6 protein-coding genes are annotated in these 11,987 nt (G+C 54.2%); 3 read left to right on the top strand and 3 right to left on the bottom strand.

The features are described from left to right. The first annotated feature begins 419 nt into the window (after positions 1-419). Positions 420-4,886, top strand: coding sequence for a hypothetical protein (locus tag RC85_RS22800; protein WP_068267049.1), 4,467 nt, complete (start codon positions 420-422; stop codon positions 4,884-4,886). 1,063 nt (positions 4,887-5,949) lie between these two features. Here the strand turns inward: RC85_RS22800 and RC85_RS22795 are convergent. The 3 genes from RC85_RS22795 to RC85_RS22785 all read right to left on the bottom strand — a co-directional run bounded on the left by RC85_RS22795 (position 5,950) and on the right by RC85_RS22785 (position 9,700). Beyond that, complete coding sequence (locus RC85_RS22795) at positions 5,950-7,746, bottom strand: SpoIIE family protein phosphatase (protein WP_068267048.1); 1,797 nt, start codon at positions 7,744-7,746, stop codon at positions 5,950-5,952. A 92-nt stretch (positions 7,747-7,838) separates the two neighbouring features. Continuing rightward, positions 7,839-8,516 (bottom strand): hypothetical protein, encoded by a 678-nt coding sequence (locus tag RC85_RS22790; RefSeq protein ID WP_238383207.1) that lies wholly within the window; start codon positions 8,514-8,516, stop codon positions 7,839-7,841. Then, entirely contained in the window at positions 8,513-9,700 is a 1,188-nt protein-coding gene (locus RC85_RS22785; protein ID WP_235033148.1) for a peptidylprolyl isomerase, read from the bottom strand. The genes RC85_RS22790 and RC85_RS22785 overlap by 4 nt, the downstream gene beginning before the upstream one ends. Positions 9,701-9,945: 245 nt before the next feature. On the opposite strand from RC85_RS22785, the gene RC85_RS22780 reads away from it, so the two are divergent. Together RC85_RS22780 and RC85_RS22775 are read left to right on the top strand one after the other, a co-directional pair. Beyond that, a complete protein-coding gene (locus tag RC85_RS22780) occupies positions 9,946-11,037 on the top strand; it encodes a tetratricopeptide repeat protein (protein WP_068267047.1) in 1,092 nt (363 codons plus the stop codon). Positions 11,038-11,041: 4 nt separating this feature from the next. Beyond that, on the top strand, positions 11,042-11,707 hold the full coding sequence (locus RC85_RS22775; RefSeq protein ID WP_068267046.1) for a GNAT family N-acetyltransferase: 666 nt from the start codon (positions 11,042-11,044) through the stop codon (positions 11,705-11,707). The last annotated feature ends 280 nt before the right edge of the window (positions 11,708-11,987 follow it).

Here is an 11,987-nt window from a genome sequence, read left to right as displayed (position 1 = left end):
GGCATTGGACTGAAAGCGGAACAAATTCTTAATTGCAAAATACTATGTCAATACCAAAGATTTAGCGGCCCAGGCGATGCCCACGCGGTTAAACGATCCATGCAATTGCCGCAGCATGATTGCCGCGCACCATCGTTTTGCCCCCTCATCGTTTTGCCCAATTTCCTCTTTGGCACACCGATCGCATTATTGTTCGTGAGAGCCAGCTTTTGTCCACTTTGATCCGATCGAGTGCGGCAGATTGCTCTGGCATGTTGCACTTTGCAACACTTACAACAGGAAATACAGTTCACACGACCGTTTCTTTGATGGGCTGACCGGCATGAAAGCATGGTTTTTCCATAGCGAACGGCCGGTTTGCCGAATAGACTCGGACTGCCTTTCCAAATCCTCCAATCGGACACTCGGAGACTTTTCTCATGGGTTTGAGCCCTTTCGCCCAATTTACCAATACTTTGGTTGCCAAAACGTTGGCCATTGCCGCCGTCCTGATGACGGTCCCGCTCTGTTCAGGTCAATCCGTTCCGAATTCGACTGCAAAAAATGCATCGCCTGGAAACGGTGCGAATGTCCGAATCGCGACCTTCGATCAAGAGGTCGATGGGAAGCCTGCGGATCGCTTTTTCGCAGCGTCGATTCAGCCGACCGCGGAATCATCGTTGCTGGGCGCGGTCAGCGAAGCGTCGGCCGATGTCGTTGTGATCGTCGATACCTCGGCCAGCCAAGCTGGTGCGTTTCGGTCTGATTCGACTGAAGCTCTGCGTGCGATCGCCACAAAACTGCGTCCGACTGATCGCTTGAAAGTGTTCGCTGGTGATGTACGAGCCTCTGATTTGTCGGGTGACTTCCAAGCCGCCGACGACGTGCTGCCCGAGGCGCTTCGCAACCTTCGCCGCCGATTACCGCTTGGCAATACCAACATGGTGGGCGTCATCGATGCAGTCCGAGCATCGTTGGTGGGACAACCTCAAACCCGTACACGATCGATCGTTTACATCGGCGATGGAAACTCGATTGAAGCCTCCGACAATCAAAAACTATTTGGTGCTCTCGTTGACGCACTTCGTGCCGACCGAATTTCAGTCCACAGCATCGCCATCGGCCCGACCACCAACGTCGAACTGATGGGAATCCTGGCCAATCAAACGGGCGGAACCATCGCCGTTGTTTCGCAAGACGAATCCGCCACGGCGGCTTTGATGGGCGCGGCGGTCGGCAAGGCATCCGTGACGTCGCCAATTTGGATGACCGACGCAAAACTAATCGATGGCATGGCGTCGGTTCAATCCAACCGTTTGCCACCGCTTCGATTGGATCGCGACAGCATTCTGATTGGTCAACTGGAATCGAACGCTTCTGATAGCGGCAAGATGACTCTGATTGGCGAGACATCGTCATCTGAAATTCGGTTGTCGTTTGATGCTGAATTAGAAACCAGCCATCCCGACTTTGCTTTCTTGGTCGGCTTGGTTGGCGAATCGAAAAAGAACGACGGATTACTGTTGGCGTCGGCTGGTTCGCCGATGCTTCGCGAAACGGCTCGCGTGATGATCGCCCGCAGCGAAGCTCTGGTGCAAGCCGGAAACATGGCGTTGCAACAGGGCAACAAACGCGGTGCAAAAGCGGTCGCCGAAATGGCACTGCAAGCTGACCCGAATAATGTTGATGCACAAGTTCTGGAAACCGCCGCTGGCAATCGTTTGGTCATGCAAAACGATGGCTTTGATGACATCTTTGGTGGCGGCGGTGAAGCGGTCGACGATGCGTTTGGAGTGGTTCCCGACAACATGCCTGCTGAAGGGCCCGGCGACGTGATGGGTTTGGATGCGACAGAGACTGCACCATTGGAATCAGCACCATTGGAATCAGCACCGATGCCGCTCGAATCAGCTCCGATGCAATCCGTGCCGATGCAATCTGCCCCGATGCAGGCAGCACCTCCGATTTACAACCCAGGATTCTCTGAAGTCTACGGTGCCCCCGTTGGTGACGATGAATTGCTGGAAGAAGCCGGCGATTTGCTGGACCGAGTTCGTAGTGAACGTAGTGCAGCCGATGGCCGTATGCGTGCCGAGGTTCGTGCGGCGTTGCGTGCAGCGAATCGTCAAATGCGACGCGACCCGACCGGAGTTGCCGGTTCGCTGAAAGGCATGCTGGCCAACGTTGAAACGGCTCCGAACATGGACCCGCAATTGCGAAACGAATTGGAATCGCAACTGCGTGCCGCGATTCAAGACGCCAGCCGTCAGGAAGCTGAGTACTCGGAAAGCCTTCGTAACTTTGAACAGATCCAGCAAGGTGCCAACGCATCGGCGCGTTTGATCGAAGAAACCTTTCGCCGCGAAGCAACGTTGAAGGTGCTTTCGCAACAGTTGAACGCCTTGGTGGACGAAGGCCGCTACGAAGAAGCCGATGGTGAAGTGTCGCTTGAATTCGCTGGACTTGCCGGTGACACGATCACACGTGACTCGGTTTCGGGTCGCCAATTCGCTTACAACCCATTGGCGCTGCAAACCTACGCTCGCGATCGTCGATACACCGAAATGCGAGAACGTAACTTCGTCGATGTGTTCTCCAACGTCTTGAAAGCTCACATCCCCTTCGTCGATGAACCACCGGTCATGTACCCCGACGCAGACGTTTGGCGTCGAATGAGTCGCCGTCGTTTGGAGCGATACGGAGCGATCGAATTGGTGGGCGACAACGACGTCGAACGACGGATTCAAGCCGCACTTGGCGATGAAACATCGTTGAACTTCGTCGAATTGCCTCTTTCCGACGCAGTCCAACAAATTAGCGAACGACATGGCGTTCCGATCGTTGTCGATAACCGAGCTCTGGATGAAATCGGCATGTCGGCTGAAGATCCTGTCAACCTTTCGCTTTCCAATGTTTCGTTGCGATCGTTCCTTCGCATCATGCTACGCGACCTCGATTTGACCTACATGATCAAAGACGAAGTCATGCAGATCACCACGACCGAAGCCGCTGAGCAAAACCTTGTCAACAAGGTTTACCCAGTCGGTGACCTCGTCGTCCCAATCATTCAAATGGGCGGCGGTATGGGCGGCGGCATGGGCGGTGGCATGGGTGGCGGCATGGGCGGCGGTATGGGTGGCGGCATGGGCGGCGGCATGGGCGGCGGCATGGGTGGCGGCGGCATGGGCGGTGGCGGCATGATGGGTGGCGGCATGGGCGGCGGCATGATGGCTGTTCCCGATGACGTTTCGATCAGCCAAAAAACCTCGTCTGGAAAGAAAGCTGCCGCAGCGGAATCAAAGCCGGTTTCCAAAGCCACAAAAACGACAACCAGTGCCGCGGCTAACGTGACACCGATTCAGGTCAAAGTTGCGGACGGTGAATCGGCCGATGAAGCTTGGGACCGATTTTTTGCTGATCAGAAAGTAGCCAACGCCATCGACTTAACGGTCTTGGACAGCCGCGTTCGCTCCACCGTTCGTCTGTATTCAGCTCGTGCGACCAAGGCACAAGAAAAAGGCGACACCAAACTTTCGCTGCAACACTTCGCCAGTGCTCGCGACGCCATTTCCGGCGCGATTCGTGCTGGTCATGTTCAACCTTGGATGTATCAAGCTTTGGCACTCGTGTTGAAGGCGACCGATGCACCGGTGGAAGACATCGAGCGAGCGTTGTTGTCGGCAGTTGATTTTGCTGAGACACCCGAAGACATTCTAAATGTCGCGGCACGATTGGAAGAAGTCGGTGCCGATGAAGCGGCGTTGCGGTTGTGCCAAGATGTTTCGCGAATGGATCCTTACCGCCGTGAACCTTACGTGTTGGGGCTGCGATTGGCGAAGGAACTCGATCAGTCCGAAGCATTGATGTGGGCGTGCGAAGGTGTTTTGTCGCAAGCGTGGCCTGAAAGCTTTACCGCGGTTGTCGATGAAGCTCGATTGATCGCTCGGTCGGTTCACGCTCAGTTGATCGAAGAAGGAAAAACCGACGAGGCGCGTGCGTTTGATGAATCACTCAAACGAGCCGCATCGCATGATGTAATTGTCCGCGTTTCTTGGACAGGCGACGCCGACATTGACTTGGCGGTCGAAGAACCGTCGGGCACCGTGTGTTCGCTGGACAATCGTTCGTCGGCTGGCGGCGGCACGTTGTTGGCCGATGCGTTCCCCGGCAGCGCGTCCGATAAGGACGGGACTGTTTCGGAAACGTATTTGTGCCCGCAAGGGTTCACGGGACAGTATCGATTGTTGGTCCGTCGAGTTTGGGGCAATGTGACCAGTGGTCGTGTTAGCGTCGAAGTGCTGACCGATTTTGGTCGCCCGGAACAGAACTTTGTTCAAAAAGAAATTCCGTTGACCGAGAAAGACGCTCTGGTGATCTTTGAAGTCAAAGACGGAAAACGCAAAGTCGAAATCGCGGACGCTCAATTGGCAAACCTGCGCGACGTCAAGCGGAACATGCGCGGCCAAGTGCTGGGCCAGTTTGGTCCGGATCCGATCGAGGGACCACAGGATGACGGCGAGGTATTGCGTGATTTGTATCGCGATGTCGCTGCTTTGACCGGCGGTGCTTTTTCCGGCATCGACCGCAACGGGCTACTTGACCCGCGACTCAACGCACTGCGTCGCCAAGCGGTTGGTTTCCAACCTCAAATCACGCAGCTTCCTGAAGGTGCCGGTATGAGCACGCTGGCGATCATTTCAGCCGATCGTCGCTACGTACGAATTTCACCAGCACCATTCTTCTCGCAAGTTGGCGACGTGACCACGTTCAACTTTGTCACCGGTGCCGAAGGTGCGGGTACCGGTGGCGCAGGAGCCGGCGGCGGCGGTGGTCTAGGCGTCGGTGGCGGCGGCTTCGGCGGCGGCGGAGGTGGTGGCGGCCTGGGTGGTGGCTTGGGCGGAAACTAAAAGTTCGCAGCAGAATCGTTCGATGTCGTTCAATGTCGTTAACCGTAGGCCGTAGCGAGTGAAACGAGTTACGGCAGTTTGCATGGCACTACGTTGGATTGCCGGAACTGCGTAAACTTGTTCCGGCCTAAATTTTTGCGTCGTCAACGTAGGCCGTAACGAGTAAAGCGAGTTACGGCAATTTGCATAATCCTACGATACGTTGCCGTAACTCGCTTCGCTCGCTACGGCCTACATTTTTGCGTCGTCACCGTAGGCCGTAGCGAGTGAAACGAGTTACGGCAGTTGCATAATCCTACGATACGTTGCCGTAACTCGTTTCACTCGCTACGGCCTACATTTTTGCATCGTCAACGTAGGCCGTAGCGAGTAAAACGAGTTACGGCAATTTGCATAATCCTACGATACGTTGCCGTAACTCGCTTCACTCGCTACGGCCTACATTTTTGCGTCGTTCACCGTAGGCCGTAGCGAGTAAAACGAGTTACGGCAGTTTGCATAATCCTACGATACGTTGCCGTAACTCGTTTCACTCGCTACGGCCTACATTTTTGCTTCGTCACCGTAGGCCGTAGCGAGTAAAGCGAGTTACGGCAGTTTGCATAATCCTACGATACGCTGCCGTAACTCGTTTCACTCGCTACGGCCTACATTTTTTGCGTCGTCATCGTAGGCCGTAGCGAGTAAAGCGAGTTACGGCAGTTTGCATAATCCTACGATACGCTGCCGTAACTCGTTTCACTCGCTACGGCCTACATTTTTTGCGTTGTCACCGTAGGCCGTAGCGAGTAAAACGAGTTACGGCAATTGCATAATCCTACGATACGCTGCCGTAACTCGTTTCACTCGCTACGGCCTACAGTTTTGCTTCGTTCAACGTAGGCCGTAGCGAGTAAAGCGAGTTACGGCAGTTGCATAATCCTACGATACGCTGCCGTAACTCGTTTCACTCGCTACGGCCTACATTTTTGCGTCGTCACCGTAGGCCGTAGCGAGTGAAACGAGTTACGGCAATTGCATGGCACCACATTGAATTGCTGGAACTGCGTCAACTTGTTCCGGGCTACAGCAGGCCGCCGGACGTTTCGTTTAGGCTTTCCAGGGTGTCGTCGTCGAGCGTGTCGTCTAGCTTTGATGTTTGACTCGGAAGCTGGGCATCGCCTGTGCGTTCAATGATGACCATGCACATGTCATCAAACGGCGGGCTATCGCCAACGTGTTCTAGGACTGCCTTGACAATGCGATCTTTGACCTCGTCGGCATCACCGCTTTCCAGCGTCAGCTTTCGCAACGCCTCGATTCCGAATTCTTCGTCCTTGGAATTCATCGCTTCGTTGATGCCGTCGGTGTACAGCACAGCCAAGTCGCCTTTAGCCATCTCGAATTCAACGGTTTCATAAACCATTCCATCGTCGATCGCGATTGGTAAACCCGACTCTTCTTCGCCCGGTTCGACCAAGGATCCATCGCTGGCCTTGCGAACCAACGGAGCCATGTGGCCCGCGTTGACGACTGCCGCGGTTTCGCTGGCTGGATCGATCACCACGACCAAGAACGTGATAAACCGCTCAACATGCAAGCGGCTCATGTGATCGTTCAGCATCTCGATTGCACGCGCGAGATCGGGTTCACTTGCCAAGCAGAACCTTGTTTCCGCGGACAGCTTTGCCATAAACATTGCCGCCGCCACACCGTGGCCCACGACGTCAGCAACGACGATCGCGATTCGATCACCTGACAACGGGATGTAGTCGAAATAGTCACCGCCGATGTGGTTGGCGGCTTGGTAGAAACTTCGGACGCGATAGCCACAAGACTCCGGCGGCGTTTGCGGCAAGAACGCCTGCTGGACCTCCGTTGCAAGCTTCAGATCTTGTTCGACCTCTCGTTGGTGCAGTGCTTGTTCGTGCATTCGGGCATTGATGATCACAATGCCTGCCTGAGCCGCCACGCCCGCCAGCAAATCAGCGTCTTCGTCGCGAAACTGGCCTCGCCCAGCCGTCGAATCGATCTGCAGAACACCAAACGCCTTGCCGCCGGCGTCTACCAGCGGAGCACAGATCATTGACTTGATTGAAAAGTCGGCGATCGATTGACTGCTATCGAAGCGACTGTCTTCGGACGCGTCGAGTGACAGGATCGGTTCGCCACTGTCGATCACTTGATTGATGATTGTGCGGCTGATTCGGACGGTCTCTGTTTCGTCATGTCGTGAGCGGTTTTTGACCCAGCGAGGAATCAGGTCACCGGCATCGTTTTTCATGACGATGAAACCACGGTCCGCTGCAGGGAAAATCTTGAACAAGCTGTCTAAGACTTTCGGCAAGACCTCTTCCACGCCAAGTACGCCGGTCAATTCGCGATTGATCTGCATCAACGCCGCCAGTTTGGCTTCCGCAGTCGCCGACATTTTCAGCCCGTCAATCGAACTGCGGAATTCAACCTGAGATTGATTTTCGCTGCCAAGATTGGGCAAAACGCCGGACAGGCTATCGGTTCCCTCGTCGACCATTTGGATTCCAAAATTGGAACCCTCGAACGTCATCTCGGTTTCTGGTCTAGCGAATTCAGGCACGGTATCGGTGTTGAAGACAAACTCAACATCGCTAACACGAATCCGATCGCCGGGCTTTAGCGGTTCGGCTTTCGAGAGGACTTTGCCATTGAGGAACGTGCCATTTCGGCTTCCGCTATCCTCGACCAAAAACTGGTCACCCTCGGCGATCACTTTCGCGTGATAGCGGCTAACGGCCCCCGCATCGACAACGATCGTGCAATCAGGATGTCGCCCCAGGGTCGTTTCGACCTCGGTCAATTCGAACCGATCGCTACTGTCGCCGGAAATAGTCAAAAACGCCATGGAAGAACCACCCAAACAATGCTTCAGAGAATCACTGACAACATTGTAGCTTTGGCGGTGCCCAAGTGGGTAGGACCGACGGATTGCAGTTCCTAATGCAACAACCGCTTCGAATCGGGCTTCGTGATTCGCTCGAAGATGTCGCGCAGGATGGCCTGTTCCAGCGATGTGTCGCGTCCCAGTGGAATCCAACCGAGCGTTTGGGGGCTGCCGTCTAGGGCGTCTTCTTGTCGCACAACCGTTCCATCGTGTCTTAGCGAGCCAGTTGTTTCGGTTGCATACTGTGTTCGGTCGGTGTCTTCCAAGTCTTTCTGCACGACGACCTCAATCACATATCCGGTTGTCCCGCCACCGATCAGGCCGTCCATCGCCGGCTGCGGCCGCACCGTCACTGTTGCTCGCCGACGAATCGATTGCAACGTGCTCTGCAAACGTTCAAAGCCCGACGTGCTGTCTTTGCGCCAGGGTTCCATGATCGATGCACCCATGCGATACGACGTTTCCAGGTATCCGTCCAGAATCATGTCACCTGAATTCTGCACAGGTTGTTCGCGGACGATCCGAAAGTAGTCATCCACGGTATCGATGACCTGCATCCAGACAAAATCGTCTTCGGCCGGCGGCAATTCCAATGGATTGGGGACGAACGTTTCGGGGACGTCGTTGTTGATTCGATAAATCAACTGCTTGCACCCGACGAAGCCGAGTGGAAATGAAAACACAGATGCTAACGCTGCGAATGCAAGGAATCGGCGTAGGCTGACTGTCATCGCTTCTTTCCCGAGCTTCGTCCAAAGTGATGCCGTGCGACGGATTCGGGCAGCGGCAACGCATTGGGCAAGTCTTTCGGGAACAATGACCAAACAGGAATTCGTTCCTGCATGTCTTCCATGACTTTCCTTTGCGACTGAGCGATCTTCTCGGCTCGAATCTTTGCCCGAATCTCGTCCTGAACTTCGCTCAGCGCCGTGACGCCTGCCTCTTCGCGTTCCAAGACACGAACGATGTGCAGTCCGTTCGCGTCTTCGATAATCTCGCTCATCGCGTTAGTTTCGATCGAAAAAATCTGCTCGTTCAGTTCTTCGGACGCAAGCGAGTCCTTGGCTGTCCATTCATGGAGTCCACCTTTGCTGGCGAATGGTTCTTCGCTTCGTTCTTTCGCGATCGCTTGCAGGTTGCCGCCGTAGAACGCGGCACGACCGATTTCCCAGATTACTTTTTGAGCTTCCTCGCGAGTGGCATAGTTGCTGAACATCACTGACAATTGTTCCCAGCGAGCACGTGTTGGCTTGCTGAATTCTTCTTGATTGTCGAGATAGTACTGATGGATTTCAGAGATCGATACTTCGGGTTTACGATCCACCTTGCTGCGGATGTACAGGTGGCCCAGCATCATGTCAACAAACTCGCGTTGTCGCCCTTCAAACGAATTGCCTTTTTCTCGCAGCAGTTTGTCGAGTTCAGATAGATCGTTTGTCTTGTACTGTTTTTTTAGTTGAGGCAATTCGGATTCGTAGAACATTTGAATCGCTTTGGATTCAAGACGTTTGTCAGCTTCGATTCGCTTGTCAAAGTTCTCGGTTCCGACTTGGTCGTTCAAAAAAGACGCTCGCATCATCTTGTTTCGGATCGCTTCGGCCAACAGCGGGCGACTTAGGCTGTAGCGAGCCAGCTTGATTTGTTCTTCGGGAATTTCCTGACCATTCTTAGCAACAACTTCTGCAATCCTCGCTTCGACTCGAGGCAAAATATCGCCCAACAAAATGCTGTCCTCACCCACTTTTGCGACGACCGCCGCGGGATCAGACGGCAGTTTTTCGGCTTCCGCCAGGGCTTCCGCCATGCCTGGCGGCAGTTGAGCAAACGTCGGTCGGAGAGCTGTGGGTAACGCAATCGAAGCCACCAATGCGACGAAGCAATAAACCGCGTTGGTGAATGAGTGAGATTGAATCACTGCGAGACCTGACTTCTTGAATGATAACAAGCGAATGGGAACGACAGAACTTTGTGCTCTCGGTCGCTTGTAGTCATTTCCGCAAACTGGCGTCAATGGAAAGCTGGCAAAAAGTAGGCCTTAGCGAGCGGTGCGAGTTACGGCATTTTTCAGCGACGCCGCCGTAACTCGCTTCACTCGCTACGGCCTACCAATAACGATTCCGTCTTGACCTGGCACCCCGCGACAGGGTAACTGGCATCGTTATGTTCACATCCTTCCCATGTTCCGTTGTTTTGCAACCGATCACGTTGCTGATGATCTCGGTTTCGCTGGCGCTGACCAGCGGTTGTCGAGTGGCTGCGCCGATGCACGTATGGACTCCGCCTGAAATGGAATCGCTGGTCGGAAAGCGAGTTGGGATTAGCGACGTTGTCGGTCCAGAAGAAATCGCGGGGCCGATCCGCCAAAAAATGCTATCGATGAATCCAGACGATTCCGGGCGAGGTTTGGTCGCGATTGATACCAAGAAGCTGCAAAGTCCCCAAGCAATTCAGCTCGTTTCAGCAGCCATCGACCCCAAGACCGGTCAATCGATGTCTGAATCGCCAGGGTTACCAACTAATGAACTGCCAACAAGCGATTTGGCCACCAACGCGATCGCTCGGCAAGCCGGTCTGGATTACGTGTTGCGCGGCCGAATTGAAGGTCGCAATCATCAATCCAAAGTGAACAACCAAGAACTTAACGAACTTGGCCTCGTCCCGTTTGATCCTCATCAAGCGATCGCGGTGTCCTGGAAACTGTACAGCGTCAAAGACAACCGACCGATCGGCGGGAAACCAGTCGTCATCGATGGCGTGACCGCAGCAAAGCGATACCCAGATTTGACCGCAGTCGCTGACCCCAACGACGCATTGCTATCCGCGGTCGTTCGCGAATCCTATCGGCTGGTTTCGCCATCAACCCGCCAGCAAACGGTCCAACTAGCGACGCCTTACGTTGCACCCGGCAGCCGAGCGACTCGCCAGGCCAATGATCTCGCAATCGCTGGCCGTTGGGGCGAAGCGGAAATCATTTGGCAGGAAGTCGTCGATCGATATCCGACGCAATCCGCAGCTTTGCACAACTTGGCTTTGGCCGCCGCGGCGGGACAGGATTTTTCGAGAGCGAAAACGTTAGCCCGAAAAGCCATTCGTCGCTTCCCGGTTCCGCTGCACAAAAACACTTTGGCTTGGATCGAAAAACGCCAACGAGATTACCATCGAGCGTTCAATCTTCCCGATCCGCCCGAAGGCTGGTTTGTTAGCCGCGATCAGTCCGCCGGTCCAAGCCAGCCCGTCATCAAGGTGCGGTGACGCCATGCTGGCCCAAGTGAAGAGCCGCGGATTGCTTTACGTCATCGGCATTGCAATCAACCGTGTCGTCCCCGAGTTCCTGTTTCGTGCCAGAGTGTTTGGTGTTTATCGGTTCGCATCCCCGGACGCATCGTCAAGTCAAGCTTCGTACGATGATGGTATCCGTTTTCAGTGGTGTAAAAACGAGCAAGAGTTCAAGCTTGCGGAGGAGCTAACGTTCTTTCGTTTGCCTGATTCGGATCAGCAAAATCCTTTCCGAGCCTGCCTGGCATTCGATGGCGGGAAAGCGGTCGGTGGTGTCTGGATCGCAAACGGTTCTTTCGGCGAGACAGAACTTGGGTTGAAAATTCAGTTGCAACCAAGCCAACGCTGGTTGTTTGCGGCGAACGTGGCAAAGAGTCATCGACAACGCGGGATCTACGGCCGAATGCTGCGGTACGTGCTGTGGTCAGTCGGCCAAGACGGCGTGCAAACTGAGATTTTGGCATCGATCAATCCGACCAACAAAGCATCCATGGCCGCTCATCGCCGGATGATTGCCGAAACGTTGGGCAAATGCATTGCCGCACGTTTTCTATCGCTCGGATTCTGTATTAGCACCGGTGATTTAACAACCACAAAACCGATTGGGATCGGTTCAGAAACTTTGGTCGAAGTACGTTCCACGTAGAACGGAATTTATTCCGATTATTGTACTGGCTGGAGTGCTGTTTTCATTCTTCCTCGCGCCTCGGGCGGCGGTCGGACGTTTCAGCGGCCTGTCGATGTAAATAGTAGGTCCTAATTCATAGTCGCCTTTTGCTCCGCAAAAGTAGCGTTTGTCGACGCATCTTTCGCGGAGAAACTATGAGCGGGCTTGGTTAACGAGAAAAAGTTCGGCACACTCTTTGGGAGTTTGAATAGCTTTACCAACTTCCACAAAAAGGTACCGAACCTATGTCTAATGTTAT

The sequence above is a fragment of the Rubripirellula obstinata genome (assembly GCF_001642955.1).
Lineage (GTDB): Bacteria > Planctomycetota > Planctomycetia > Pirellulales > Pirellulaceae > Rubripirellula > Rubripirellula obstinata.
Note: the sequence above shows the minus strand (reverse complement) of the source record. Positions and strands in the feature narration are given on the sequence as shown.